The sequence below is a fragment of the Pseudomonas sp. AE27 genome (assembly GCF_037113495.1).
Classification (GTDB): Bacteria; Pseudomonadota; Gammaproteobacteria; order Pseudomonadales; family Pseudomonadaceae; genus Aquipseudomonas; species Aquipseudomonas palmensis.
In genome coordinates this window covers 4184881-4211588 of sequence record NZ_CP146966.1, presented here as the reverse complement: position 1 = coordinate 4211588, position 26708 = coordinate 4184881, and the positions used below count along the sequence as shown (strand labels likewise).

General features: G+C 65.9%; 26 protein-coding genes. 7 read left to right on the top strand and 19 right to left on the bottom strand.

Annotated elements, in window-relative coordinates:
* Positions 1–8: 8 nt before the first annotated feature.
* Entirely contained in the window at positions 9–353 is a 345-nt protein-coding gene (gene osmE / locus V9K84_RS19315; RefSeq protein WP_043863505.1) for an osmotically-inducible lipoprotein OsmE, read from the bottom strand.
* A gap of 134 nt (positions 354–487) precedes the next feature.
* Between osmE and V9K84_RS19310 the strand changes: the two genes are divergently transcribed.
* Entirely contained in the window at positions 488–1378 is an 891-nt protein-coding gene (locus V9K84_RS19310; RefSeq protein WP_043863504.1) for a triacylglycerol lipase, read from the top strand.
* Here V9K84_RS19310 and V9K84_RS19305 read toward each other — a convergent pair.
* Positions 1338–2249, bottom strand: a complete 912-nt coding sequence (locus V9K84_RS19305) for a DMT family transporter (RefSeq protein ID WP_088514148.1) — start codon at positions 2247–2249, stop codon at positions 1338–1340. The two genes, V9K84_RS19310 and V9K84_RS19305, sit on opposite strands and share 41 nt — an antisense overlap.
* Positions 2250–2362: 113 nt before the next feature.
* Between V9K84_RS19305 and V9K84_RS19300 the strand changes: the two genes are divergently transcribed.
* Both V9K84_RS19300 and V9K84_RS19295 read left to right on the top strand, forming a co-directional pair.
* Entirely contained in the window at positions 2363–3148 is a 786-nt protein-coding gene (locus V9K84_RS19300) for a helix-turn-helix transcriptional regulator (RefSeq protein ID WP_088514149.1), read from the top strand.
* A gap of 75 nt (positions 3149–3223) precedes the next feature.
* Positions 3224–3508: a PsiF family protein gene (locus V9K84_RS19295; RefSeq protein WP_043863501.1), complete on the top strand. Its 285-nt coding sequence runs from the start codon at positions 3224–3226 to the stop codon at positions 3506–3508.
* A gap of 14 nt (positions 3509–3522) precedes the next feature.
* Here the strand turns inward: V9K84_RS19295 and V9K84_RS19290 are convergent, their stop codons facing one another.
* Positions 3523–4467 (bottom strand): hypothetical protein, encoded by a 945-nt coding sequence (locus V9K84_RS19290; protein ID WP_088514150.1) that lies wholly within the window; start codon positions 4465–4467, stop codon positions 3523–3525.
* Positions 4460–5011 carry a hypothetical protein gene (locus V9K84_RS19285; protein WP_043863499.1) on the bottom strand — a complete coding sequence of 184 codons (552 nt, stop codon included), beginning with the start codon at positions 5009–5011 and terminating at the stop codon, positions 4460–4462. The genes V9K84_RS19290 and V9K84_RS19285 overlap by 8 nt, the downstream gene beginning before the upstream one ends.
* A 166-nt stretch (positions 5012–5177) precedes the next feature.
* Here V9K84_RS19285 and V9K84_RS19280 point away from each other — a divergent pair, with 166 nt between their 5' ends.
* The gene (locus tag V9K84_RS19280) at positions 5178–6185 is read left to right on the top strand and encodes a hypothetical protein (RefSeq protein WP_054916161.1); all 1008 of its coding nucleotides are present in this window, start codon (positions 5178–5180) and stop codon (positions 6183–6185) included.
* Positions 6186–6229: 44 nt separating this feature from the next.
* On the opposite strand, the gene V9K84_RS19275 is transcribed toward V9K84_RS19280, so the two are convergent.
* Genes V9K84_RS19275 through V9K84_RS19265 form a run of 3 tightly spaced genes read right to left on the bottom strand, consistent with a single transcriptional unit; the run spans position 6230 to position 9372 of the window.
* Positions 6230–7168: a hypothetical protein gene (locus tag V9K84_RS19275; RefSeq protein ID WP_078479884.1), complete on the bottom strand. Its 939-nt coding sequence runs from the start codon at positions 7166–7168 to the stop codon at positions 6230–6232.
* Entirely contained in the window at positions 7165–8079 is a 915-nt protein-coding gene (locus V9K84_RS19270; protein ID WP_088514151.1) for a hypothetical protein, read from the bottom strand. Before V9K84_RS19270 ends, V9K84_RS19275 begins: the two co-directional genes overlap by 4 nt.
* A 27-nt stretch (positions 8080–8106) precedes the next feature.
* The gene (locus V9K84_RS19265) at positions 8107–9372 is read right to left on the bottom strand and encodes an Hsp70 family protein (RefSeq protein ID WP_088514152.1); all 1266 of its coding nucleotides are present in this window, start codon (positions 9370–9372) and stop codon (positions 8107–8109) included.
* A 166-nt stretch (positions 9373–9538) separates the two neighbouring features.
* Between V9K84_RS19265 and cbpA the strand changes: the two genes are divergently transcribed.
* A complete protein-coding gene (gene cbpA / locus V9K84_RS19260; protein ID WP_043863494.1) occupies positions 9539–10501 on the top strand; it encodes a curved DNA-binding protein in 963 nt (320 codons plus the stop codon).
* Between the two features lie 2 nt (positions 10502–10503).
* Positions 10504–10809 carry a chaperone modulator CbpM gene (locus V9K84_RS19255; protein WP_043863493.1) on the top strand — a complete coding sequence of 102 codons (306 nt, stop codon included), beginning with the start codon at positions 10504–10506 and terminating at the stop codon, positions 10807–10809.
* Between the two features lie 65 nt (positions 10810–10874).
* Here V9K84_RS19255 and V9K84_RS19250 read toward each other — a convergent pair whose 3' ends face one another.
* The 6 genes from V9K84_RS19250 to urtA form a co-directional block, all read right to left on the bottom strand.
* The gene (locus V9K84_RS19250; RefSeq protein ID WP_088514153.1) at positions 10875–11393 is read right to left on the bottom strand and encodes a GNAT family N-acetyltransferase; all 519 of its coding nucleotides are present in this window, start codon (positions 11391–11393) and stop codon (positions 10875–10877) included.
* Between the two features lie 32 nt (positions 11394–11425).
* Entirely contained in the window at positions 11426–12124 is a 699-nt protein-coding gene (gene urtE, locus V9K84_RS19245; protein ID WP_043863491.1) for an urea ABC transporter ATP-binding subunit UrtE, read from the bottom strand.
* A 103-nt stretch (positions 12125–12227) separates the two neighbouring features.
* Positions 12228–13088 carry an urea ABC transporter ATP-binding protein UrtD gene (urtD, locus tag V9K84_RS19240; RefSeq protein WP_167400197.1) on the bottom strand — a complete coding sequence of 287 codons (861 nt, stop codon included), beginning with the start codon at positions 13086–13088 and terminating at the stop codon, positions 12228–12230.
* Positions 13085–14164 (bottom strand): urea ABC transporter permease subunit UrtC, encoded by a 1080-nt coding sequence (urtC, locus tag V9K84_RS19235; protein ID WP_043863489.1) that lies wholly within the window; start codon positions 14162–14164, stop codon positions 13085–13087. The genes urtD and urtC overlap by 4 nt, the downstream gene beginning before the upstream one ends.
* Positions 14164–15666, bottom strand: a complete 1503-nt coding sequence (gene urtB, locus V9K84_RS19230) for an urea ABC transporter permease subunit UrtB (protein ID WP_088514154.1) — start codon at positions 15664–15666, stop codon at positions 14164–14166. The genes urtC and urtB overlap by 1 nt, the downstream gene beginning before the upstream one ends.
* A 97-nt stretch (positions 15667–15763) precedes the next feature.
* A complete protein-coding gene (urtA, locus tag V9K84_RS19225; protein WP_043863487.1) occupies positions 15764–17029 on the bottom strand; it encodes an urea ABC transporter substrate-binding protein in 1266 nt (421 codons plus the stop codon).
* 247 nt (positions 17030–17276) lie between these two features.
* Between urtA and V9K84_RS19220 the strand changes: the two genes are divergently transcribed.
* The gene (locus tag V9K84_RS19220) at positions 17277–17807 is read left to right on the top strand and encodes a hypothetical protein (protein ID WP_088514155.1); all 531 of its coding nucleotides are present in this window, start codon (positions 17277–17279) and stop codon (positions 17805–17807) included.
* Here the strand turns inward: V9K84_RS19220 and cycA are convergent.
* The 6 genes from cycA to V9K84_RS19190 all read right to left on the bottom strand — a co-directional run bounded on the left by cycA (position 17798) and on the right by V9K84_RS19190 (position 26632).
* On the bottom strand, positions 17798–19219 hold the full coding sequence (cycA, locus tag V9K84_RS19215; RefSeq protein ID WP_054916158.1) for a D-serine/D-alanine/glycine transporter: 1422 nt from the start codon (positions 19217–19219) through the stop codon (positions 17798–17800). The two genes, V9K84_RS19220 and cycA, sit on opposite strands and share 10 nt — an antisense overlap.
* 178 nt (positions 19220–19397) lie before the next feature.
* On the bottom strand, positions 19398–20411 hold the full coding sequence (locus V9K84_RS19210) for an iron ABC transporter permease (RefSeq protein ID WP_043863484.1): 1014 nt from the start codon (positions 20409–20411) through the stop codon (positions 19398–19400).
* On the bottom strand, positions 20408–21352 hold the full coding sequence (locus V9K84_RS19205; RefSeq protein ID WP_058541574.1) for an ABC transporter substrate-binding protein: 945 nt from the start codon (positions 21350–21352) through the stop codon (positions 20408–20410). The genes V9K84_RS19210 and V9K84_RS19205 overlap by 4 nt, the downstream gene beginning before the upstream one ends.
* Entirely contained in the window at positions 21349–22137 is a 789-nt protein-coding gene (locus V9K84_RS19200) for an ABC transporter ATP-binding protein (RefSeq protein WP_043863482.1), read from the bottom strand. The genes V9K84_RS19205 and V9K84_RS19200 overlap by 4 nt, the downstream gene beginning before the upstream one ends.
* Positions 22138–22234: 97 nt before the next feature.
* Positions 22235–24373 (bottom strand): TonB-dependent receptor, encoded by a 2139-nt coding sequence (locus tag V9K84_RS19195; protein ID WP_088514156.1) that lies wholly within the window; start codon positions 24371–24373, stop codon positions 22235–22237.
* 198 nt (positions 24374–24571) lie between these two features.
* Complete coding sequence (locus V9K84_RS19190; protein WP_043863480.1) at positions 24572–26632, bottom strand: TonB-dependent copper receptor; 2061 nt, start codon at positions 26630–26632, stop codon at positions 24572–24574.
* Between the last annotated feature and the right edge of the window lie 76 nt (positions 26633–26708).

Sequence of the window (26708 nt, the reverse complement as noted above, 5' to 3'; positions counted from 1 at the left end):
TAAAAGTTTTACGCGCCGGGAAGGGCCTGTTCGTCCTTCTGGCGTTGCTCGCACGTCTTGAAGCCCTTGGCATCCACATGCCCGGTGGCATCGAAACGCACGTAGTAAGCCTGTTGCTTGCCTTCATGGTTTAGCACGTAGTTGTTGCATGTGCCGCCGTGGGGCAGGTCGATGACGGAGGAAGGGCTGCCGCCGATGGCGATCACCTGCTGCATGGTCATGCCGTTGCCCACCTGCTTGACCAGCGGCTGTTCGCGGTAGGTCACGTAGTCCACAGGGTTTTCAGGGCGGTTGCTGCCGCAGCCTACCAGGGTGGCGCTTGCCAGCAGGGCTGCCAGGGCGTGCTTGTACATGGTCTCGCTCCCTTGTGAAGGCCGTCATGGCCTGATAAGGGTTGGAACCGCAGCGCACGCCGGGAGTTCGATTGCAGTTGCCATTGTTGTGCCTGTAGGGTGGTGCGCACTGCCACGGATCGGGAGGGGCCGCCATGTCGCAAGCGCTTGCAACGCGTTATCCACTGGTACTGGTGCCGGGCATGCTCGGCTTCGTGCGCCTGGTGCTGTACCCGTACTGGTTCGGCATTGTCGCGGCCCTGCGCCGGGGCGGGGCCACGGTGTTCCCGGTGCAGGTCTCGCCGGTCCACGGCAACGAGGTGCGCGGTGAACAGCTGCTGCGCATCATCGACGACCTGCGCCGCCGCACCGGCGCCGACAAGGTTCACCTGCTGGGCCACAGCCAGGGTGCGCTGACCGCCCGTTATGCGGCGGCCAGGCGCCCGGAATGGGTGGCCTCGGTCACCTCCATCGCGGGCCCCAACCATGGCTCCGAACTGGCCGACTACCTGGACAAGCACTACCCCGGCGATTCCGTCCGCGGGCGCCTTCTCAAACTGGTGCTGCACGGGCTGGCACGGCTGATGGGCTGGCTGGAAACCGGCTGGCGCGGGGCAGGCCTGCCCATCGACGTGCACGCCTCGCACCAGTCGCTGACGTTCGAGGGCGTGGCCCTGTTCAACCAGCGTTATCCACAGGGCCTGCCGCTGACCTGGGGTGGCCAGGGGCCGGCCGAGGTCGACGGGGTGCGCTACTACTCGTGGTCGGGCACCTTGCAGCCGGGCATCACCGACAGCGGGCGCAACCGCTTCGATGGCAGCAACCGCTTCTGCCGCCTGTTCGCGCGCACCTTCGTGCGTGAACCGGGCCAGTGCGACGGCATGGTCGGGCGGTTCAGCTCGCACCTGGGCCAGGTGATCGGCGACGACTACCCGCTGGATCACCTGGATATCGTCAACCAGTCACTCGGTGCGGTGGGCAAGGGCGCCGACCCGGTACGGCTGTTTACCGAGCACGCGGCGCGTCTGAAGGCGGCGGGGCTTTGAGGCGGCGCAGCGGGGTGGTCCAGCGTTCGGCCAGAATCACCCCGGCCAGGGTCAGCACGCCGCCCACCAGGTGATACGGCGCCAGGCGCTCGTCGAGCACCAGTGCCGCGATCACCGCGGTCAGCGCCGGCAGCAGGTTGAAGAACAGCGTGGTGCGGCTGGGCCCCAGGCGCACCACCGCCTGCATCCACACCAGTGGCGCCACGATCGAGGCCAGCACGCAGGCGTAGAGCACCAGGCCGATGTTGTCCACGCTCAGCCCGGCCTTGGGCGAGAACAGGTACAGCGGCAACAGCACCACGATCGCCACCAGCACCTGCAGGTACAGCAGTTGCAGCGGCGGCAGGCGCAGTTGCCACTTTTTCAGCAGGGTGCTGTACACCGCATAGGCCAGGGTGGCGATCAGCATCATCGCGTCTCCCAGGTTCAGGCCGTGGGCCAGCAGCGCGGCCGGGTCGCCGCCGGACACCACCACCAGCACCCCGGCGAACGACACCAGTGCACCCAGCAGCGCGCCGGCGCTCAGGCGCTGGCCCAGGGTGGCGATGGCCAGGGCCAGCGACATCAGCGGCATCAGCGACAGGATGATGCCCATGTTGGTGGCGCTGGTGATGGCGGCGGCAAAGTACGCCAGGCTCTGGTACACCGCCATGCCCAGCACCCCGAGGATGATGATCTTGCCCAGGTGCGGGCGGATCGCCGCGCGGTTGCGCAGCACTGCCCGCAGCAGGAACGGGCTGAGCAGCAGGCCGGCGAGCACCCAGCGGTAGAAGCCGATCTCGGCAGGGAAGATGGCGCCGACGGCCAGCTTGTTGACCACGGTGTTGCCGGCCCAGATCAGAATGGCCAGCAGGGGGAACGCATAATTCATGCAACAGGGACTCTTTGAAGATGACGGCGGTCATTATCCGCCTGTCTGTCTGGATGTTTATACTGCGATCCAGACAACCCGCCCATTGATCCAGACAGCATTCGACCGACAGCATGGCACGCAAATACCTCGACATCCCGCAGCTGGACGCGCTACCGGCACCGGTGTACTTCCGCTATGACGAGTTCGGCGCCGACACCCACAGCGCCGCGCACCGTCACGCCTGGGGCCAGCTCAACTACACCGCCCACGGGGTGATGCAGCTGGAGATCGACGGCCGGCGCTTCTTCTCGCCGCCCAACTACGCGGTATGGGTGCCGCCGGACACCGAGCATGGTTGCTACAACCCCCAGGCCGTGGTGTACCGCTCGGTGTACATCACCCGCGAGCTGAGCCAGAGCCTGCCTGCGCAGCCGTGCAGCCTGGTGATCAGCGACATCCTCAAGGCCATCCTCGGCGATTTTGCCCGGCGCGACGTCAAGGTACCGCGCACCGATGCCGACCAGCGCCTGGCCCAGGTGCTGGTGGACCAGTTGCACTGCGCCCCGGTGCACACCGGCTACCTGCCGTACGCCCAGGGCCCGGGCCTGCGCAGCGTGCTGCAGGCCCTGCAGCGCAACCCTGGGGACAACCGTCCGCTGGGCGACTGGGCGGCCAGCGTACATGTGAGCGAGCGCACCCTGGCCCGCCAGTTCATCCGCGAGCTGGGTATCAGCTTTGGCGAATGGCGCCAGCGTATGCGGTTTCTGCGGGCCATCGAGGCCCTGGAGGGCGAGCAGAGCATCCAGCAGATCGCCTTCGACCTGGGCTACGGCAGCCCATCGGCTTTTATCGCGATGTTCCAGCGCCAGGCCCAGTGCACCCCGGAGCAGTACCGACGCCAGGCGCGCCGCGGCTGACAGGGGTTTGTAAAAATTCTTGTCTACACTGGTGTCGAGGCTGCGCGGATGGCGTGGCGACCAGGAGAATGCCCCATGAAAATGTTGCGTGTGCCGTTGCTGCTGCTTGGCGTCCTGATGTGTTCGCAGGGGTTCGCCGCCACCGCACAGCAGGAGAAGATGAAGACCTGCAATGCCGACGCCACCTCCCAGGCGCTCAAGGGTGACGCGCGCAAGGCGTTCATGAGCACCTGCCTGAAAAAGGCCGAGCCCGCGACCCAGCAGGAGAAGATGAAGACCTGCAATGCCGACGCCACCACCCAGGCGCTCAAGGGCGACGAGCGCAAGGCGTTCATGAGTACCTGCCTGAAGAAGAAATGAGCCCCCGCTGAGGCTCAGTCGCGTGCCGGCAGGCCCACATACACCAGCCGGTCCACGCCCTCGCCAAGGAAGAACGAGAACGGCCGCCCCAGTGCGTCCATGCGCTGGTTGCACTCGGCGTGCAGTTCCCGGGCACGCGCATGGGTCATCTCGGCCATCGGCGCCGATACCAGTGGCGGGCCGATCACGAAGTGCAGGTGAATGTTGTCGGGGTTCAGGTAGTCGAGCCAGTTGCGGGTGCTGAACGCCACCTGCAGGGTGCCGTTATCGACCAGTCGGCGCAGCGCCGCGTCTTCGAACTGCAGGTGCACTGGCACCTGGGCGGCCTGGAAGTCGCGGTTGCGCACGTGCAGCAGGCCCTGACGGCCCGAGCCGAGCTCGCCTGGCCCGGTGGCGAGCATGTAGAACGGCAGTGTCGGAGTCATGCCGGCCTCCAGGGTGCAGAGCATCTGGTCATCGGCCTGCGGCAGCACCTTGAGGTAGGGGTTGCTGTGCGGCGGGGTACCGATGCCCTGGCCAAGGGCAATGTGCAGGTTCTGCGGGATCAGCACGGTGGTGTCGAAGTGACGCGGCGGCGCGCCGGTGCCCTGGCGCTGGCCGGTCAGCCCCTGGGCCTGGTCGGCGTCGAAACGCAGCTTCATGTTCAGGGTCACCGCATTGCGTGCCGGGATGATGGCTTCGAACACCTCGCGAATCTCGTCCAGCTGCTGTGGGCTCAGTGAGTCGTCCGTCAGGCGCAGGTGCACCACCTTGTCGTTGTACTCGTCCATCTCCATCACCAGGCTGTCGGTGGGGATGTGGTGCGCGGCCAGCAGCGCGAAGATCGATTCGCGGTAGCTGTAATGCACGTCCCGGCTGTAGTACAGGTCGCCCACCGGCGCCTGGAAGTGCAGCACCAGAAAGTCCTTGTCACAGCCTGCGAGCAACAGCGCGAGCGCGCACAGCAGTACCTTACGCATGGGGTTCCTTGGCCGTGTCGGCGTGTTCCTGCAGCGGCAGCAGGCGAGGCTGCCACAGGCGCAGGGTTTCGATGAGTGTGGGCCGACCATTGACGCTAAGAATGATGGCCACGCCCCGGCTGAACATCACCTCCACCTCGTTGTGCGGGTCGGTCTTTTCCTCGATGTCCTCCAGCGGCATGTGAACCGCGATGCCCTGGATGCGGTGGTGTATTTCGCCGAAGTGCTGCAGCGAGTAGCCCCAGGTGTCCAGCGGGCCTTGCAGGCGGTACACCGCGGCGCGCTTGCCGGTGACGTGGGCCAGTTTCTTCCAGGGCAGGTCGGTGGTGCCGACCAGCTTGCGCAGCATGTAGGCCGGGCCGCCGAGAAACGCCAGGGCCTCGCGCTCGCCGTCGTTCAGCTGGCGTATCGGGGTGGCGCGGCGCAGGTACCTGACGCGGTTGAGCCAGGTCATGAAGAACGTCCAGAAGATCGGCGTGATGCGCCAGACAATCAGCACGCAGAGAATCGGCACCAGTATTTCGAGGATATCTTTTTCGCGCATGCACGCTCCTGCGATTGCGCATGGGCGCGCGGTCATTCCGTGAGGGCGGGCATCATAGAAAGATTGCCCTGGCAACGCCAGCGCGCCGAGCCCCGCGTGCCCCTATGCCTGCTCGTAGAAGGCTGGCAGACTGCCGTCTTTGTGGTCTTTCTGCCTCCGAGGTTGTATGACATTTACCCAGCGCCAGATCGTCCTGGCGAGTTGGCTCATCGTGTTCACCGGGTTGCTGCTGGCGCTGCCGCTCAAGTTGCTGCCCAGCCTGCTGGCCGGCCTGCTGGTGTTCGAGCTGGTCAACATGCTCACGCCCAAGCTGCAGCACCTGATTGCCGGGCAGCGTGCGCGCTGGGTGGCGGTGGCGTTGCTGGGCACGCTGATCGTGAGCGTGCTGAGCCTGCTGTTTGCCGGGGCCATCAGCTTTCTGCTGCACGAGGCGGAGAATCCCGGCGCGTCGCTGGACAAGTTCATGCTGCTGGTGGACCAGGCGCGCGGGCAGTTGCCGCCGTTCATCGACGCCTACCTGCCGGCCAGTGCGGCGGAGTTCAAGGTGGCCATCGGCGAATGGTTGCGCACCCACCTGGCCGACCTGCAACTGGTGGGCAAGGGCGCGGCGCACATGTTCGTGACCTTGCTGATCGGCATGATCCTGGGCGCCATCGTGGCCTTGCAGCGCATCCCCGACCTGACCCAGCGCAAACCGCTGGCCGCGGCCTTGTTCGAGCGCCTGTCGCTGCTGGTGCAGGCGTTTCGCAACATCGTGTTCGCGCAGATCAAGATCTCGCTGCTCAACACCGCCTTTACCGGGGTATTCCTGGCGGTGGTGCTGCCGCTGTTCGGGGTGCACCTGCCGCTGACCAAGACGCTGATCGTGCTGACCTTCCTGCTGGGGCTGCTGCCGGTGATCGGCAACCTGATGTCCAACACGCTGATCACCATCGTCGGCCTGTCGCTGTCGATCTGGGTGGCGGTGGCGGCGCTGGGCTACCTGATCGTGATCCACAAGGTCGAGTACTTTCTCAATGCGCGCATCGTGGGCGGGCAGATTCGCGCCAAGTCGTGGGAACTGCTGCTGGCGATGCTGGTGTTCGAGGCGGCGTTCGGCTTGCCGGGCGTGGTCGCGGGGCCGATCTACTATGCGTACCTGAAGAGCGAGTTGCGCCGGGCCGAGCTGGTGTAAGGCCGACGGGCCTCTTCGCCAGCCTTGCTGGCGACGAGGCCAACTCATTTCTGTGGATAAGTGACCGCTTCCACCCGATCCAGCCCCGCACCCATGAAGAACGTATAAGGCCGCCCGAGCTTCATCTGCTCGGCGTAGCACTGGCTGTTCAGGGCCTTGACCCGATAGTCGATCTGGTAGGCACGCATCAGCTCGTGCTCGCCCAGGTCCGCCAGCTTGAACGCGATGCTCAGGCTCTTGCGGTTCTGCTCGTCAGCCGGCAGCAGCGCGAGTTCACCCTTGTCGACCTGCTGCTGCAGGCTGGCCTGCTTGAAGCGGTAGCGGGCACTCACCTTCCACAGGCTGAAGGCATTCGCTTCGCCTGTTTCGGCAAACTCCAGCACCACCCGCTGCGGGTCATCGCCCTTGGCCGCGTAGACGTCGGTCATGCCCGGGTAATACTGGCGCGGGCTGATGTACAGCAGGCAACTGACCTCGGCCTGCACCTGTTCGTTGACATCCATCGTGGTGCCCGGCCATTGCTCCGGCATCGCGGCCACCGTGCTCACTTCGTCGCCCGGTTCGGCGGGCAGGGTGAACGAGGCGGGCATCGCCTCCAGGGCCTGCAGCTGGCTTGGGGTCAGGCGCTGGCGCTCGGCGGCGGTGGGTTGCAGGGTGACTTCGATAGCGAAGGTGACAGCGTTGCGCGCCTGCACGATGTCCTCGAACAGCCCGCGCAAGGCGGCCTGCTGCTGTTCATCCAGCGGTTGCAGCAGCACCACATGCACCAGGCGCTTGTCCTCGGCATCCACGTCGAAACGCAGGCGCTTGGGGTCGACCTGGCGCTGTTCGAGGGCCTCGCCGATCATCTGCAGGTTGATCGGGTCCAGGCCCCAGCGGGCGGTGCCGACGTCGGTCTGAAAGCGCACGCTCATGAATGTTTCATCGCCGCAGCCGCCCAGCAGCAGCGCGCTCGACAGTGCCAGGGTTCTGGCCAGGTTCATTGGGTTTCTTCCTTGTAGGTCACCGATTCGAGCCGGTCCAGGCCGTCCCCGACCCGAAAGCTCAGGGGGCGTGGCAAGTGATTGGCAGCGCTTTCGCACGAATGGATCAGCTGCGAAGCATTGGGTTGCAACGGAAAACTGCGGTACAGCCGCTGTTGCCCCAGGTCCGAAAAGCCCAGCATCACCACCAGTGGGTCCACCGACAGGTAGTTCGGCTCGACGAGCCACAGTTCGCCTTTGTCGATCCTGCCTTGCAGGCCGGCGTCGGTCAGCCGGTAATGCGCCGGGTAGTGCGCTTCGCCCAGCTCGACGCTGACCTGATTGGCCGTGTCCAGCGTCATCTGCCACAGGCCGGTGATGCCTTCCGGCAACGGCTTTACCGGCAGCGCCTGCAGTTGGCAGGTGACCTTGGAGTTGATGCGTTCGGTCACGTCCCGCGGCACGTTGTCGTCGTCCCTGGGCATCAGCGCCATGGTCAGCACCGTCGGGCTGAGCTCCAGCGGGATCAACAACGGTTGCGGCAGCGCGTCGATCCGCTGGCGCTCTGCCGCGCTCAGGGCCTGGCGTTGCTCGGGGGTGATGTCCAGGGTGAGTTCGATCTGCAGCGTGTTCGCCGCGCGTACCTGCAGGATCTCGTCGAACGGTTCGCGCAACGCCTTGCGCTGCGCCTCGCCCAGCGGCTGCAGTTCCCTCACGTACACCAGGTGTTGGTCTTCGAGGTCGACCCGCCAGCGCAGGCTTTTCGGGTCGATCTGGCGTTGCACCAGGGCCTCGTCGATCATCTGCTGCTTGCGCGCGTCCAGGCCGGTGCCCGAGGACCCGGCCGAGTCCTCGAAGCGCAGGGTCATCAGGTCGTCGTTGCAACCGGCCAGCAGCAAGGCGCTGATCAGCGCCAGGGGTTTGAAACTCATCTGTTCACGTCCTTGTGGGGCGGCGGGCTAGCCGTAACGCTTGCGGGCTTCGATCGCCAGGCCGCTACCGATGCTGCCGAAGATGTTGCCCTCGACGTGGCGCGCGTTGGGCAGCATGGCCGCCACGCTCTGGCGCAGTGCAGGGATGCCGCTGGAGCCGCCGGTGAAGAATACCGTGTCGACCTGCGCCACCCCTACACCGGCCTTGTTCAGCAGCTCGCCGACGCTGCCACGCACACGTTCGAGCAGGCTGTCGATGGACGCCTCGAACAGCGCACGGGTCAACTCCACACTCAGATCGGGCTGCACGCGCTTGAGGTCGACCAGGCGGCTGTCGCTGTGGGTCAGCTCGATCTTGGTGGCTTCCACTTCCATCGCCAGCCAGTGCCCGGCGCGCTGTTCGATCAGCTTGAACAGACGGTCGATGCCGTCGGTGTCCTCGATGTCGTAGCGCATGCTGCCCAGCGCCAGCTGGGATTTCTGCGAGTACACCGAGTTGATGGTGTGCCAGGTGGCCAGGTTCATGTGGTGGCTGGTGGGCATGAAGGCACCGCTTTTCATGCGGCTGCCATAGCCGAACAGCGGCATCACGCCCTGCAGGCTCAGCTGCTTGTCGAAGTCGGTACCGCCGATGTGCACGCCACCGGTGGCCAGGATGTCGGCGTGGCGGTCATCGAGCATGTGGCGCTCGGGGGCCAGGCGTACCAGCGAGAAGTCCGAGGTACCACCGCCGATGTCGACGATCAGCACCAGCTCTTCGCCCTGGATGCTCGACTCGTAGTCGAAGGCTGCGGCGATGGGTTCGTACTGGAACGACACGTCCTTGAAGCCGATCTTCTTCGCCACCTCGGCCAGGGTGTCTTCGGCCTCCTGGTCGGCGGCCTGGTCGTCGTCGACGAAATGCACCGGGCGGCCCAGCACCACCTCGTCGAAGTCGCGCCCGGCATTGGCCTCGGCACGCTTCTTCAGCTCGCCGATGAACATGCCCAGCAGGTCCTTGAACGGCAGCGCGGTGCCCAGCACGCTGGTGTCGTGCTTGATCAGCTTGGAGCCCAGCAGGCTCTTGAGCGAGCGCATCAGGCGGCCTTCGTAGCCCTCCAGGTACTCGTGCAGGGCCAGCCGGCCATAGACCGGGCGCCGCTCCTCGATATTGAAGAACACCACCGAGGGCAAGGTGATCTTGCCGTCTTCCAGGGCAATCAGCGAATCCACGCCGGGACGGTGCCAGCCGACGGTGGAATTGGAGGTGCCGAAGTCGATACCGCAGGCGCGGGCCGGGGATGCGTGACTCATGGGTGTGCTTCCGGGGGAAAAACGGCCGCGCAGTTTATGCCAGCCATCGGCAGAATCAAGACCGAATATCTGCTCGACAGCAATCCTTTGTCCGACTTGAAAGGCTATGCTTGACCCCAATCTTCACAGCAGTGATGCATTCGATAACCGATGGTGAATCGTAAAGATGGACTTCAAAGACTATTACAAGATCCTTGGCGTAGAGCCCACGGCGGATGAAAAGGCGATCAAGACCGCCTACCGCAAGCTTGCGCGCAAGTATCACCCGGACGTCAGCAAAGAGCGCGACGCCGAAAACCACTTCAAGGAAGTGAACGAGGCCTATGAGGCCCTGAGCAGCCCTGAAAAGCGCGCCGAATACGACGAGCTGCGCAAGTACGGCCAGCACGGCCGGCCCTTCCAGGGCCCGCCGGGCTGGGAAAGCCGTGGCGGTGGCGGTGGCGGTGCCGACTTTGGCGGCGGCGACTTCTCGGACTTCTTCAGTTCCATTTTCGGCTCGGCCGGACGTGGCAACGGCAACCCCTTTGGCCGTGGCCAGCAACGCAGTGCCGGTCGGCGAGGGCAGGACGTGGAAATGGAACTGGCGATTTTCCTCGAGGAAACCCTGGCCAACGAGTCGAAGAAGATCAGCTTCCAGGTGCCGCAGTACAACGCGGCCGGGCAGCGCACGGGCGACACCACCAAGACCCTCAACGTCAAGATCCCTGCCGGGGTGACCGACGGCGAGCGCATCCGCCTCAAGGGCCAGGGTGCACCGGGCGTGGGCGGCGGCGCCAATGGCGACCTGTACCTGATCATTCGCCTGGCACCCCACCCGCTGTTCGATGTCGAAGGTCATGACCTGATCATCACCGTGCCGCTGGCACCGTGGGAGGCTGCGCTGGGCACCAAGGTCGAGATGCCGACCCTGACCGGCAAGGTCAACCTGACCATCCGCCCCGACAGCCAGAGCGGCCAGCGCCTGCGCATCAAGGGCATGGGCCTGAGCAACAAGCAGGGCCAGCGTGGCGACCTGTATGCGCAGCTGAAGGTGGTGATGCCGACGCAATCGAGCGCCGAAGCCCGCGAACTGTGGACCAAACTGTCGGAGAAGGCCGGGTTCAACCCGCGAACTCAATGGAGTAAGTGACCATGAGCAGTACCCTGATCGTTCAACTGGACATGCGAACCCTTTGTCAGGAGGCCGATGTACCGGCAGCCTACGTGATCGAGATCGTCGAGCACGGCATCGTTGAACCTTCGGGGCGAACGCCGGAGGAATGGGTGTTCGACGACCGTGCCCCGGTGCTGGCCAAGCGCGCGGCCAAGCTGCACCAGGAGCTGGAACTGGAGTGGGAAGGGGTGGCGCTGGCGCTGGAGCTGCTGGAGGAAGTGAAGCAGTTGCGCAGTGAGAATTCGATGTTGAAGCAGCGCCTGGGCAGGTTTGTGCAAGGCTGACTGACGCCTTCGCCGACAACGCCGGCTCCAGTGTAGGAGCCGGCCTTGCCGGCGAAGGCCGCGGCTCAATCCCTGGGCTCTGCCCCCGGTGCCAGCATCAGTTGCATGAAGGTCAGATCCAGCCACTTGCCGAACTTCACCCCCACCTGCGGCATCTGTCCGTTCAAGGTGAAGCCCAGCCGCTCGTGCAGGCGGATCGACGCCGTATTGCCGCTCTCGATCGCCGCCACCATCACATGCTTGCCACAGCCCCTGGCACGCTCGATCAGCGCCTGCATCAGCAACGGCCCCAGGCCCTGGCCGCGCTGGTCGCTGCGGATGTACACCGAATGCTCCACGGTGTGGCGAAACCCCTCGAACGGGCGCCAGTCGCCGAACGAGGCATAGCCCAGCACGTCCCCTGCCTCATTCACCGCCACCAGAATCGGATAACCCTGCCCCTGGCGCGCCGCGAACCACGCCTGGCGATTGCCCAGGTCGACCGTCTGCTCGTTCCAGATCGCCAGGGTGTTGAGCACCGCGTCGTTGTAGATATCACGGATGGCCGGCAGGTCGGCGTGCACGGCGTCGCGGATGTGATTCATGACAGGCTCTCGAAACGGGACAGGCGCACAGATTAAATCGTAACCAGGCCGCGTACACCTTCGGCCTCCATGTTTTCCCCGCGGCCCTGCTGCACGATCTCGCCGCGGGACATCACCAGGTACTGGTCGGCCAGTTCGGCGGCAAAGTCGTAGAACTGCTCCACCAGCAGAATCGCCATGTCGCCACGCGCGGCCAGTTGGCGGATCACCGCACCGATCTCCTTGATCACCGATGGCTGGATGCCTTCGGTGGGCTCGTCGAGGATCAGCAGGCGCGGGCGGCTGGCCAGGGCGCGGCCGATGGCCAGTTGCTGTTGCTGGCCACCGGACAGGTCGCCGCCGCGGCGGTGTTTCATCTGCAGCAGTACCGGGAACAGTTCGTAGATGAAGGCCGGCACCTCCCGCGCCTGGCTGGCGCCGAAGCGTGACAGGCCCATCAGCAGGTTCTCCTCCACCGTCAGGCGCGGGAAGATCTCGCGGCCCTGGGGCACGTAGGCGATTCCGGCGTGCACGCGCTGGTGCGGCTTGAGCGTGGTGATGGCCTGGCCCTCCCAGTGCACGCTGCCTTCGCGGGCGGGCAGCAGGCCCATCAGGCAGCGCAGCAGGGTGGTCTTGCCCACGCCGTTGCGGCCCAGCAGGCAGGTGACCTCACCGACCTTGGCCTGGAACGACAGGCCACGCAGGATGTGGCTGCCGCCGTAGTACTGGTGCAGGGTGTCGATTTTCAGCATGTACCTTGTCCTTTTTTGTCTGTACCGGCCTCTTCGCCGGCAAGGCCGGCGCCTACCAGAGCCGCGGTGTCTCTGTAGGAGCCGGCGTTGCCGTCGAAGCTTTTCAGCGCCCCAGATAAACCTCGATCACCCGATCATCGGCCTGCACCTGTTCCAGCGAACCCTCTGCCAGCACGCTGCCCTGGTGCAGCACCGTCACATGGTCGGCAATGCTGCCGACAAACCCCATGTCGTGCTCCACCACCATCAGCGAATGCCGGCCGGCCAGGCTTTTGAACAGCTCGGCGGTGAATTCGGTCTCGGCGTCGGTCATGCCCGCCACCGGTTCGTCCAGCAGCAGCAACTGCGGGTCCTGCATCAGCAGCATGCCGATCTCCAGAAACTGCTTCTGCCCATGGGACAGCAACCCCGCCGGGCGCTGCGCCGACCCGGTCAGGCGAATGGTCTGCAGCACCTGGTCGATACGGTCGCGCTGTTCGCCGCCGAGTCTTGCGCACAGGCTGGCCCACACCGACTTGTCGGCCTTCTGCGCCAGTTCCAGGTTTTCGTACACGCTCAAGGCCTCGAACACCGTCGGCTTCTGGAACTTGCGCCCGATGCCGGCCTGGGCGATCTGCACCTCGCTCATGCGTGTCAGGTCCAGGGTCTCGCCGAACCAGGCCTTGCCGGTGGTGGGGCGGGTCTTGCCGGTGATCACGTCCATCAGCGTGGTCTTGCCCGCCCCGTTGGGCCCGATGATGCAGCGCAACTCGCCCACGCCGATGTACAGGTTCAGCGCATTCAGCGCCTTGAAACCGTCGAAGCTCACGCTGATGTCCTCCAGCGTCAGCACCGTGCCGTGGCGCACGTCCAGCCCCGGCTGGCGTGCCTGGCCCAGGCCGATGGCATCGCGACCGCTGCCGGCGTCGATGATCGGTTCGAGCATGAACTCGGGGTGTACGGCAGGCAGCGGTACGCTTCTCATTGTTCACCCCTTTTCTTCAGCAGACCGACCACGCCCCTGGGCAGGTAAAGCGTTACCAGAATGAACAGCGCACCGAGAAAGAACAGCCAGAACTCGGGGAACGCCACGGTGAACCAGCTCTTCATGCCATTGACCACGCCGGCGCCCAGCAACGGCCCGATCAGCGTGCCGCGCCCGCCCAGGGCTACCCACACGGCGGCCTCGATGGAGTTGGTGGGCGACATCTCGCTGGGGTTGATGATGCCCACCTGCGGCACGTACAGCGCACCTGCCAGGCCGCACAGCACGGCGCTCAGCACCCACACGAACAGCTTGAAGCCGCGCGGGTCGTAGCCGCAGAACATCAGGCGGTTCTCGGCGTCGCGCAGCGCCGTGAGCACGCGCCCGAACTTGCTGCGCGCCAGGCGCCAGCCCAGGTACAGGCTGCCCGCCAGCAAGGCCACGGTGAGCAGGAACAGCACCGCGCGGGTGCCCTGGGCGGTGATCTCGAAACCCAGGATGCTGCGAAAGTTGGTGAAGCCGTTGTTGCCGCCAAAGCCGGTCTCGTTGCGAAAGAACAGCAGCATGCCGGCAAAGGTCAGGGCCTGGGTCATGATCGAGAAGTACACGCCCTTGATCCGCGAACGGAACGCGAAGTAGCCGAACACCAGCGCCAAAAGCCCCGGCGCCAGCACCACCAGGCACAGTGCCCAGGCAAAGTGCTGGGTGCCGGCCCAGTACCACGGCAGCTCGCTCCACGACAGAAAGGTCATGAACGCCGGCAGGCCGTCGCCGGCCGCTTCGCGCATCAGGTACATGCCCATGGCGTAGCCGCCCAGGGCGAAGAACAGGCCATGGCCCAGCGACAGCAACCCGGCGTAGCCCCACACCAGGTCCAGTGCCAGGGCTACGATGGCGTAGCACAGGATCTTGCCCACCAGGGTCAGGGTGTAGGCCGACACCTGCAGGCTGTGGCCGGCTGGCAGCAACGACAGCAGTGGCAGGGCGATCAGCACCAGCAGCACCAGGGCGCCGACGGCCAGGGTCAGGCGCGGGCCGGCCTTTTGTGTAGCAGTGACAAGCAGTGGCTGGTTCATCAGTCGATTACCCGTCCCTTGAGGGCGAACAGGCCTTGCGGACGCTTCTGGATGAACAGAATGATCAGCGCAAGGATGAGGATCTTGCCGAGCACCGCACCGATCTGCGGCTCCAGCAACTTGTTGGCTATGCCCAGGCCGAACGCGGCCCACAGGCTGCCGGCCAGTTGCCCGACGCCACCGAGCACCACCACCAGGAACGAGTCGATGATGTAGCTCTGGCCCAGGTCCGGGCCGACGTTGCCGATCTGGCTCAGGGCCACACCGCCAAGGCCGGCGATACCCGAACCCAGGCCGAAGGCGAGCATGTCCACGCGCCCGGTGGGCACGCCGCAGCAGGCGGCCATGTTGCGGTTCTGGGTGACGGCGCGCACGTTCAGGCCCAGGCGGGTGCGGTTGAGCAGCAGCCAGGTGAGCAGCACCACGCACAGGGCGAAACCGATGATCACGAGGCGGCTGTAGGGCAGCACCAGGTTGGGCAGTACCTGCAGGCCGCCGGAGAGCCAGGCCGGGTTGGCCACCTCGACGTTCTGCGCGCCGAACAGCAGGCGGATGGCCTGGATCAGGATCAGGCTGATGCCCCAGGTGGCCAGCAGGGTTTCCAGCGGGCGCCCGTACAGGTGGCGGATCACCGTGCGTTCGAGCAGCATGCCGACCCCGGCACTCACACCGAAGGCCACCGGCAGTGCCAGCAGCGGGTAGAAGTCCAGCGCGCCGGGGGCGTAGCGCTGCACCAGCACTTGCACCACGTAGGTGCTGTAGGCGCCGAGCATCAGCATTTCGCCGTGGGCCATGTTGATCACCCCCAGCAGGCCGAAGGTGATCGCCAGGCCCAGGGCTGCCAGCAGCAGGATCGAACCCAGCGACAGCCCGCTGAAGGCCTGGCCGAGCAGCTCGCCGATCAGCAGCTTGCGCTTGACCTGGGCCAGGCTGGTTTCGGCGGCGGTGCGCACCGTGGGGTCGGTTTCCACACTGGGGTCGAGCAGGCTTTCGAGGCGGGTGCGGGCCATCGGGTCGCCGGTTTCGCCCAGCAGGCGCACGGCGGCCAGGCGTACGGCGGGGTCTGTCGCGACCAGTTGCAGGTTGGCCAGGGCCAGGCCCAGGGCTGCGTGCACGGCGGCGTCGGGCTCGCTGGCAAAGCGCCGGTCGAGGAAGGCGACCTGAGCGGGCTGCGCGCTTTTCTGCAGTTGCTGGGCGGCGGCCAGGCGGACCCTGGCGTCATCGCTGAGCAGTTGATGGCTGGCCAGGGCGTTGTCCACCAGGCCGCGCAGGCGGTTGTTCAGGCGCAGCTTGCGGCTGTCGTCCGGGCCCAGGCGGCCTTGCTGCAGCGAACTCAGCAGTTCGAGGCGCGCGGGGTCGGGTTGCGCCGCCCAGCCCTGCAGCAGGCTGGCCTGTTCGTTGGGCTTGGCGGCGATGAAGTAGTCGGCGTCGCCAGCGGCCCGGGCTGCCAGAGGCAGCAGCAGGAGCAAGGCGAGCAACAGTCGGTGGAGGACCTTGGGCATATCGGTGTCCTGGAGTCGGCATTCGCCGGCAAGGCCGGCTCCTACAACGGCAAGGAAGCGCCTTGCCGGCGAATGGGCCGCACGGCGGCCCCCTGCCTCAGTTGCCTTTCACGGCATAATCCGGCCGCTTGTCGTTGCCCGGAATGAACGGGCTCCACGGCTGCGCGCGCAGCGGCTGCTCGGTCTGCCACACCACGCTGAACTGCCCGTCATCCTGGATCTCGCCGATCATCACCGGCTTGTGCAGGTGGTGGTTGGTCTTGTCCATGGTCAGGGTGAAGCCCGACGGCGCCTTGAACGTCTGCCCAGCCAGCGCCTCGCGCACCTTGTCCACATCGGTGCTCTTGGCCTTTTCCACCGCCTGGGCCCACATATGGATGCCCACATAGGTGGCCTCCATCGGGTCGTTGGTCACTGCCTTGTCGGCGCCCGGCAGGTTCTTCGCCTTGGCATAGGCCTTCCAGTCGGCCACGAACTGCGTGTTGACCGGGTTGTCCACCGACTCGAAGTAGTTCCACGCCGCCAGGTGCCCCACCAGCGGCTTGGTATCGATGCCGCGAAGCTCCTCTTCACCCACCGAGAACGCCACCACCGGTACGTCGGTGGCCTTCAGGCCCTGGTTGGCCAGTTCCTTGTAGAACGGCACGTTGGAGTCGCCGTTGACGGTGGAGATCACCGCCGTCTTGCCCCCGGCCGAGAACTTCTTGATGTTGGCCACGATGGTCTGGTAATCGCTGTGGCCGAACGGGGTGTACACCTCCTCGATGTCCTTGTCGGCCACGCCCTTGCTGTGCAGGAACGCACGCAGAATCTTGTTGGTGGTGCGTGGGTAGACGTAGTCGGTGCCCAGCAGGAAGAAGCGCTTGGCCGCGCCACCGTCCTCGCTCATCAGGTATTCCACCGCCGGGATCGCCTGCTGGTTGGGCGCTGCCCCGGTATAGAACACGTTGGGCGACATCTCTTCACCTTCGTACTGCACCGGGTAGAACAGCAGCCCGTTGAGTTCCTCGAACACCGGCAGCACCGACTTGCGCGACACCGAGGTCCAGCAGCCGAACACCACCGCGACCTTGTCCTGGGTCAGCAACTGGCGGCTCTTCTCGGCGAACAGCGGCCAGTTGGAGGCCGGGTCGACCACCACCGGCTCCAGCAGCTTGCCGTTGACCCCGCCCTTGGCGTTGATCTGCTCGATGGTCATCAGGGCCATGTCCTTGAGCGAGGTCTCGGAGATCGCCATGGTGCCCGACAGCGAATGCAGGATGCCGACCTTGATGGTCTCGGCGGCCTGGACCGTCCAGCTCAGGCCCATCGCGGCAATCGACGCGCTGAGGGTGAATGCCTTGATCAGACTGCGACGCTTCATAGTGCTCTCTCCATGGGATCGAATGGTTCTGCTGGGCAGACGGCGACTTTGTGCAGAGAGCTTTAGCAAGGGCTGTGCCGATGTCTTACACAGGCTTGCCAGCGGCGTGTTCACAAGGTGCAGGGCAGGCTGGGTGCACCGGGATGGCGCTTGCCGTGGTGCAGTACGCGCAAGACTGCACAGCAATAGTTCACGGCGATGCCTTATGCTTGCGCCCTCACTTCAACTCGGCTCAAGGATTTTCGCCATGGAAGCGTCATCGCTGTACTTTCGCTGCAACATCACCCCGGCCCAGTACCAGGCCGCGATTACCTCACCTGCGGCGAGCGCTGGCGAGTTTGATGACTGGCAGCAATGGCTGGACGCCGCCGAGGTGCACGGGGTACGTGATCTTGACCAGAAGGCGCCTGAAAATGCGGTGGCGCTGGGCGATTTGCTTCAGGGCTGGGTCGACTGCATGTACGGCAGCCTGATGCAGTACGACGAGGCGTCGCAGGTCTGGCAGTTCGCGTTGGTGGAGTTCACCAACAATTATGGCGAGATGATCCAGCTGCTGGCCCCTCTGCGTCAGATGGCGAAGTACGCCAAGCCGGAGTCGGACAGCTTCCTGCTGGTCTATTCGTATATCTGGGGTGATGGCGACAATGCGTTCCTCACCCTGGGCCAGCAGCGCAGCCAGTTTGCCAGCGGCCCTTCGCCCGAACAGCGGGCCGAGGCCGATGGCGTGCTGGAAGGGCTTGCCCAAGCCCTCCAGCAGCAGGAGTACGACTACGACTGACGCGGCGTGGTAGCGGGCACCGGCACACGCGCCTGGCGCTTGCGGCGCACGGTCTGGTAGGTCACGGCCAGCAGCACGAACCACAGCGGCGTCACCAGCAGGGCCTGGCGGGTATCGCTCTCCAGGCACAGCAACACCAGGATGAAGGCGAAGAACGTCAGGCATACCCAGCACATGAAGCGCCCGCCCGGCATCTTGTACTTCGAGGCCTGGTGCAGCGGCGCACGCTCCTTGCGGTAGGTGAGGTACGACAGCAGGATCAGCGTCCACACGAACATGAACAGGATCGCCGACACCGTGGTCACCAGGGTGAAGGCCTCGATCAGGTCGGGGATCACGTACATCAGGGCCGCGCCCAGCAGCAGGCAGGTGCACGAGAAGTACAGGCCGTTGGCCGGCACCTTGCGGCTGGACAGGGTCTCGAAGCTTTTCGGCGCATCGCCCTGCTGGGCCAGGCCGAACAGCATGCGGCTGGTGGAAAACACCCCGCTGTTGGCCGAGGAGGCCGCCGAGGTCAGCACCACGAAGTTGATGATGCTCGCCGCCGCCGGCAGCCCGGCCAGCACGAACAGCTCGACGAACGGGCTCTTGCCCGGCACCACGTCGCGCCACGGGGTTACGGCCATGATCGCGATCAGCGCCAGCACGTAGAACATGATGATGCGGATCGGGATCGAGTTGATCGCCCGCGGCAGGGTGCGCTCGGGGTTCTTCGCCTCGGCGGCGGTGGTGCCCACCAGTTCGATGCCGACGAAGGCGAACACGGCAATCTGGAAGCCCGCGAAAAAGCCCATCAGGCCATGGGGGAACATGCCCGCGTCATTCCACAGGTTGCTCAGCTGTGCACTGGTGCCGGTGGGTGACTGGAAGCCGACGAACACCATGTACAGGCCGGTGCACACCAGCGCCATGATCGCGATGATCTTGATCAGGGCGAACCAGAACTCGATTTCGCCGAACAGCTTCACCGTGATCAGGTTCAGCGACAGCAGCACGCCGACGCAGGCCAGGGCCGGCGCCCATTGCGGCAGGTCAGGGAACCAGAACTGCGAGTAGGCGGCGATCGCGATCACGTCGGCAATGCCGGTGATGATCCAGCAGAACCAGTAGGTCCAGCCGGTGAAGTAGCCGGCCCAGGGGCCGAGCAGGTCGGCGGAGAAATCGATGAACGACTTGTAGTTGAGGTTCGACAGCAGCAGTTCGCCCATGGCACGCATGACGAAGAACAGCATGAAACCGATGATCATGTAGACGAAGATGATCGACGGGCCAGCCAGGCTGATGGTCTTGCCCGAGCCCATGAACAGGCCGGTGCCGATGGCCCCGCCAATCGCGATGAGCTGGATATGGCGGTTGGTGAGGTTGCGTTGCAGGTCGTGGGCCGGGGTGTCCGGCGGTTGCTGGTTGGTCATGGGTGGCATTCCATTGAGAAGTCAGTCTTCTTGTGCGTGAAGCGCTCGCTAGGCTATCACGGGCTTTTGCCCTGGCGAGGTGGCAATACGTCTCAAGTTGGTACGTTCGCACCGCTTTGTTGATCGCGGTCAAGGCAGGATTTCCGGGCCAGGCAAGGGCTCAGCGCCAGGCAGCAGTTCAGCGCCGGCGCATCATGCCGATGAAGAACAGCCCGCCGATGGCCGCCGTGGCGATGCCGATGGGCAGGTCTTCAGGGGCGATCAGGGTGCGTGCGGCCACATCCACCCAGATCAGGAACAGGCTGCCCAGCAGCAGCGACACCGGCAGCAGCCGGCGGTGCTCGGCGCCCACCAGGCGCCGCGCAATGTGCGGCACCATCAGGCCGACAAAGCCGATGGAGCCGCTGATCGCCACCAGCACGCCAGTCAGCAGCGAGCAGATCAGAAACGCCAGCAGGCGCACCGAGCGTGCGTTCAGGCCCAGGGTCACGGCGGTCTGCTCGCCGGCCATCAGCGCATTGAGCGCGCGTGCCATGCCTAGCAGCAGGCCCAGCCCCAGCAGCACGCTGGCTGCCGGCACCGCCAGCAGCTCCCAGCGCGCCAGGCCCAGGCCGCCGAGCATCCAGAACATCACCGCCGAGCTTGCACGATGATCGCCCATGAACAGCAGCAGGTTGGCCAGCGCCATCATCACGAAGGCCACGGCCACCCCGCACAGCAACAGGCGGTCGCTGTCCAGGCGGCCATGCCGGCTGGCAATCGCCAGCACCAGCAGCATGCTGCACAGCGCGCCGACAAAGGCTGCCAGCGGCAGGGTCAGCACGCCGATCAGTTCACCCACATGCAGCACCACCAGCACCGCACCCAGGGTGGCGCCGGAGGTCACGCCGAGCAGGTGCGGGTCGGCCAGCGGGTTGCGCGTGACCGCCTGCAGCACCGCGCCGATCATCGCCAGGCCGCCGCCCACCAGCGCGCCCAGGAGCATGCGCGGCACCCGGATCAGCCACACGATATGTTCCTGGCCGGCGGTCCAGGCGGGCACCTCGGGGGCAATACCGAACACCTTGAACAGCAGCACCCGGGCGACCACCTCGACCGGCACCGGGGCCGAACCGAACCCCAGCGAGAGCACGCACGACACCAGCAGCAGGCCGCTCAGCGCCAGCAGCATCAGGCGATAGCGAGTGTTCATGCGCCGTGCAGGCCCTTGGCGATGGCCTCGATCGCTTCGACGTTTTCCAGGCTCGGCGTGGCGGCCACATAGGGGATGACCACGAAGCGCCGGTTACGCACCGCGTCGACCGATTGCAGGGCCGGGTGCTGTTCCAGAAACTGCTGCTTCTGCGCGGCGGTGATCTCGCCATAGTCGACGATCACGATCACCTCGGGGTTGCGTTCGACCACGCTTTCCCAGTTCACGCGGGTCCAGCTGGCCTCGATGTCATCGAGGATGTTGCGCCCGCCGGCGGCGTTGATCAGCGCCTCGGGCATGCCCAGGCGCCCGGAGGTCATGGCGCGGTCTTCGCCGCTGTCATACAGGAACACCCGCGGGCGCTGCGCCGGCAGGTGCTGCTGCACGCTGGCCACGCGCTGCTGCATCTGCTCGATCAGCTGGCTGGCGCGGGCCTGCACGTCGAAGATCCGGCCCAGGTTGCGCAGGTCGGTGTAGGTGTCGTCCAGGCTCGCCGGCGGGCGCTTCATCACGAACGCGCACGACTCGGTCAGCTCGTACACCGCGATGCCCAGCGGTGCCAGGCTCTGCGGGGTGAGGTCGCCGCCCACGCGCATGCCGTAGTCCCAGCCGGCGAAGAAGAAGTCGACGTTGGCGTTGAGCAGGGTTTCCACCGAAGGGTACTTGCTGGCCAGCTCCGGCAGGCCGTCGAGTTCCTTGCGCAGCGCCGGGGTCACTGCCTTCCAGCCGCTGACGCCGCTGTAGCCGACCATCTTCGTGCGCAGGCCCAGGGCGAGCATCATCTGGGTCATGTTGATGTCGTGGCTCAGGGCGCGTTCGGGGGCCTTGGCGAAGGTCACCTCGCGGTTGCAGCTGTGCACCGTGAGCGGGTAGCGCGTGGCCTCGGCCAGGGCCGGGCCGGCGACCAGCAGCAGCGCGGCAAGCAGGGCGGATCGAATCATTGGGGGGCTATCCAGGTGATGCGTGGATGGTCGGCCAGCGGGTGGCGGTCGATCAGCGCCTGAACGCCGAACACCTCGCGCAGCAGCTCGGCGGTGAGGACCTGGTGCGGTGTGCCGCTGGCCACGATGCGGCCGTGGTCGAGCACGTACAGGCGGTCGCAGAAGGCGGCGGCCAGGTTCAGGTCGTGGATGCTGGCCAGGGTGGCGATGCGCAGCTGGCGCACCTGGTGCAGCAGGGCCAGTTGGTAACGCGGGTCGAGGTGGTTGGTCGGCTCGTCGAGGATCAGTACGCGCGGTTGCTGCACCAGGGCGCGGGCCAGGATCACGCGCTGCTTTTCACCGCCCGAGAGGGTGGCGAAGGCGTGGTCGTCGAAGCCGTGCAGGCCGACATCGAGCAGCGCCTGCTGCACACGCTGGCGGTCTTGGCGGCTGTCGCCGTCGAACAGGCCCTGGTGCGGAATGCGCCCCATGGCGACCACTTCGGCCACGCTCAGGCCAAACGCGTCGGGAAACTCCTGCAGCACCACCGCGATGCGCTGGGCACACCAGCGCGGCGATTGTTGCCAGAGGTTGTGGTCGTCGAGGGTGATGTGCCCGCGTTCGGGGGCGTTGAAGCGGTAGGCGCACCGCAGCAGGCTGGTCTTGCCGCTGCCGTTGGGGCCAATGAGGCCGACGAATTCGCCGGGGCGCACCTGCAGGTCGACGCCACGCAGCTGGAACTGGTGGTGGCAGTGGCCGTGGCCTTTGGGGGACCAGTGCAGGTTGTGGATGTTCAGGGTGGTCATGTGTCGTCTATTCGGGCCTCTTCGCCGGCAAGGCCGGCTCCTGCAGGACCGGTGTGGTGTGTAGGAGCCGGCCTTGCCGGCGAATGGGGCGACGCGGTCAGAAGGTGTAGTCGGCCGTCACGAAGAACGAGCGCGGCTCACCCAGGATCCATTGCTGGCCGTCATTGTACTGACTTTGCGCGTACCGACGGTCGAACAGGTTGTTCAACTGCAGGCCCAGCGTGGTATCGCTGAGCACCTGCCACGCCACCGAGGCATCCACCACCGTGTAGCTCGGCAGCCGGGTAGTGTTGCCCATGTCGGCATAGCGCCCGTCCACATAGCGCACCCCGGCGCCGGCGCGCAGGCTGTCGGTCAGGCCCTTGCTCAGCCACAGGTTGGCGGTGCGCCCCGGTACGTCGGTGGGGCGGTTGCCGGCCCGCGATACCATCACGCCGTTCACCTCCTGCTCGAATTCGTCATAGCGTGCACGCACGAACGCGGCGTTGGCCTGTACCTGCCAGTCGTGCGGCAGCTGCAGGTCCAGGCTGGCCTCGATGCCGTCGGAAGACTGCTTGCCCACCTGCAGTTGCCGGCCGGTGCCGATCTGCGACGGGTCGTCGGTGAGCAGGTCCTTCTTGACGATGTGGTACGCCGCCAGGGTCCATTCGCCACGCTGCTGCCAGAACTGCTGCTTGACCCCGACCTCGGTCTGGCGCGCCTTGGCCAGGCCGTACTGCTGCTGGTCGGGGCTCAGCGAGATCAAGCCGCCAACGCCATCGGTGCTGGTGGCGTGCTGGGCGTACAGCGACGTTTCGGGGGTGAGGGCGAACACCAGCCCGGCCTTCCAGTTGTTGCCGTCCAGGCTGGTGTCGCTGCGTGTGTTGCCGGTCACTTCGCTGCGCAGGTCGTTGCGGTCCAGGTGCACCACGTCGCGGCGCACGCCCGTCACCAGCGACAGGCGCTCGGTGAGCTGCAGGCGGTTTTCGGCGAACAGCGCGAACTGGTGGGTCAGGCTGTCGAACTGCGGACGGTACGCCGAATCGCTGGCAAAGCCGCTGCGCTGCGGGTGGCGCAGGTCGATCGGCTCGCCGCCGACGATGCTGTCGTTGAACGGCGCGTTGCTGTTGAGCTGGAAGCGGATGCGGTTGTAGTCGGCGCCCACCAGGGTCTGGCTGTCGAGGCCGAACAGGCTGTGCCTGAAGGTGAAGGTCTGGCGATCACCCACCTGCTCCTGCTGGTGCTTGATGCCGAAGTTGCCACTGCGCAGCAGTTGCTGGCTGGCCGCATCCCAGGTGTAGTTCTCGGCGTTCTGCCAGCGGCGGTTGGCCTTGAGGTAGTACAGCTCGTTGGTGGAGCTGACGCTGTCGCTGATCTGCCACTCGGTGGTCAGGCGCGTCCACTGGTCGTTGTAGTGCTGCTTGTCGTTGCTGATGTTGTAGTTCTTGTCGCGCAGGCTCTCGCGCAGGTGGCCGTTGATCAGCGGCGTGCCGAAGTAGTTCATCGGCTTCTGGTCGCCATAGTCGTGCGCCAGGGTGAAGGCCAGGTCGTCATTGGCCTGCCAGCGCAGCGCCGCACTGATGGCGGTGCTGCTGGAGTCGCCGTGGTCGATCCAGCCGTTGCTGCGCAGCTGGTTGATGTTCAGGCGGTAGCTCAGGCTGTCGGTGAGCGAGCCGCCGCTGTCGAGGGCGGTCTGCTGGCTGTCGTGGCTGCCGTAGCCCAGGCGCAGGTGGTTGACGATCTCGCCCTCGAAGGGCTTTTTCGGCACCACGTTGACCACCGCACCGGTGGCGCCTTCGCCATACAGCACCGAGGCCGGGCCGCGCAGAACGTCGATGCGTTCCACCGACCAGGTGTCCACCGGGAAGGTCACGGTGCCCATGCCGGTGTACATGCGGTTGCCGTCGAACAGCTGCATAACCGAGCTCTGCCCGGTGAAGCCGCGGGCCTGCAGCGAGGTGCCGCCATCGCCCGGGGTGCCGGTGCGGCTGATGCCGGTACTGCGCGACACGCCGTCCTGTACGCTGCGATCGCCACGTGCACGTACCTGCTCGCCGCTCAGGCTCTCGACGCTGCCCGGGGTTTGCAGGGCGTTCAGGTTCAGGCGCGAACCGGCGCTGGTCGGGGTATCGAGGCTGACCCGCTGTTCGGCGTCGGCCGTGGCGGTGATGGTGCCGGCTGGCAGGGTCAGGGTGTTGGCCAGGGCGCAATCGCACGCGGCCAGCAGGCTCAGGGAGCCGATCAGGTACTTGTTCATCGGAAGGGGAATCGCTTGTCCATAAGGCCCGGGCGCGTCGGTGCGCCGGGTTCGAGGCGGGTGTTTTCCGGGGCGTATAATGTAACATTTTGCCGATTGGCGGTAGCGCAGCGTGCTCATGTGCTGCATGAGCAGGGCTCAGGTTGGCGCCGCCGGTCTGCCAGAGGGCGCGGCCAGTGGCCGCGCCCGGGTGGTGCATCAGAAGCTCAGGTCGACCTTGGTCCAGAGGGTACGCCCTGGCTCGTTGATCGCCTGCGGATCACTGGCCGGGTAGCCGAAGCCGGCGTTGCCCGCCAGGTTCAGGTGCTCGGCGTAGGCCTTGTCGAACAGGTTGTCGACGCCGGCACTGAGCTTGATGTTCTTGCTCACGCGGTAGGCGCCGTTGAGCGAGAACACGCCGAAGCCTGCGCTTTTCTCGTAGTCCTTGCCCACCACGTTGCCGGAACCCTCGGCGATGCGGTTCTGCGCCGAGACCAGGCGCCACAGCGCACCGGCGCTCCAGGCGTCGCGGCTGTAGGTCAGGCCCAGGCGGCTTTCCAGCGGCGGCATCTGCGGCAGCGCCTTGCCATCGCTGCTGTTCTTGCCCCAGGCGTAGGCCAGGGTGGCGTCGGCTTTCCAGTTGGGCGCGAACTGATAGGCCGCGCCCAGCTCGCCGCCCATGATACGGGCATCGATGTTCTGCGCCTGGGAGCTGAGCATGCCCATCATGCCGGGACGGTAGTCGAACAGGATGTAGTCGCGCACCTGGCCGACATAGCCCGAGGCCCAGGCTTCGAGCTGCTCGGTCTTGTACTGGATGCCCACGTCCAGCTGGGTGGTCTTCTCCGGCTTGATCGAGTCGAACGCATTGAGCGAGCCGGCCGGGCCCGACTTGGGCGAGAACAGCTCCCAGTAGTCGGGGAAGCGCTGGGCATGGCCCAGGCCCACATAGGTGGTGGCCGGGAGGTCGAGCAGGTCGTGCTCGTAGCGCACGAACCCGCTGGGCAGGGTGTCGGCGCGGGTGTTGCCGCGGGTGGCGCTGGCTTCACGAAAATCCTTGGCCGAGGCGCGGTCCAGGCGCGCGCCGCTGACCAGGCGGTCCTGGCTGGAGGTTTCCCAGGTCAGCTCGCCGAACACGCCATAGTTGTGAAAGTCCGCGTCCTTGGTCCAGGGCTCGGCCTTGTGCGCATCCACGCCCATGCCGCCGCGCTGGCGATGTTCGTTGGTCTGCGCATCGACACCGCTGACCAGGGTCACGTCCTCCCAGCGCCAGGTGGCCTTGAGCCGCCCGCCGAGGGTGCGGCGGTCGACGTTGCTGACCATCGGCCCGGCCATCATGCCGCTGGTGGGCGAGGTGCGCAGGCTGTAGTTGTCCATCACGTGGTCGGCGTAGTTGTAGTAGACCTGGGCTTCGAGCTTGTCGAGCACCCCGCCCAGGTTGGATTTCTCAAAGCGCAGGCCCAGGCTTTCGCGCTTGAACTGCGAACCGTCCATGCCGCGCCCGGCATAGCGCGCCTCGCCATCGCCCTTGCCGGCAGTGAGTTCGAGCAGGGTGTCGGCATCCGGGGTCCAGCCCAGGGCCACGTCACCGTTCCACTTGTCCCAGCGCGAGGGCACGGTGTCGCCGTTGCCGTCCTTGTAGTCGTCGGAGCGCGACTGGTTGCCGACAAAGCGTGCATAGCCCTGTGCGTTGCCTGCCGCAGCATCCAGCACCTTGTCGAAGCGCCCGTTGGAGCCGGCCAGCAGGCTTGCGTTGACGCGGCTGCCGAGCTCGCCGAACTGTTCGGGCTCGCGGTCGAAGAGGATGGTGCCGGCCGAGGCGCCGGGGCCCCACTGCACGCTCTGCGGGCCCTTGATCACGGTGAGGCGGTCGTAGGTTTCCGGCGAGATGTACGAGGTGGGTGCGTCCATGCGGTTGGGGCAGGCGCCGAGCATCACGCCGCCGTTGGTAAGGATGTTCAGGCGCGAGCCGAACATGCCGCGCAGCACCGGGTCGCCGTTGGTGCCACCGGCGCGGATGGCCGAGAAGCCCGGGATGGTCTTGAGGTAGTCGGCGCCGTCGCTGGCCGGTACCGGCTGGCGTGGGTCCTTGGGGTTGGTGACGATGGTCAGCGGCGAGCTGGGCGCCACGGCAGTGATCACCGTGGGGCTCAGTTCGGCGTGGTCGTGGCCTTCGTGGCCGCTGTCGGCGGCCAGGGCCACGTGGCTGAACAGGGTGCCGCACAGCAGGGCGATGGTGCCTTGCAGCGACAGGCGCAGGGTAACGGTAGAGCCGGACATAGTATTTCCAACATCGTGTGGTCGTGAGGGTGCGCAAGAGCCTCGGCAGCAAGCCGGGCCCTGGGGCGCATGCAAA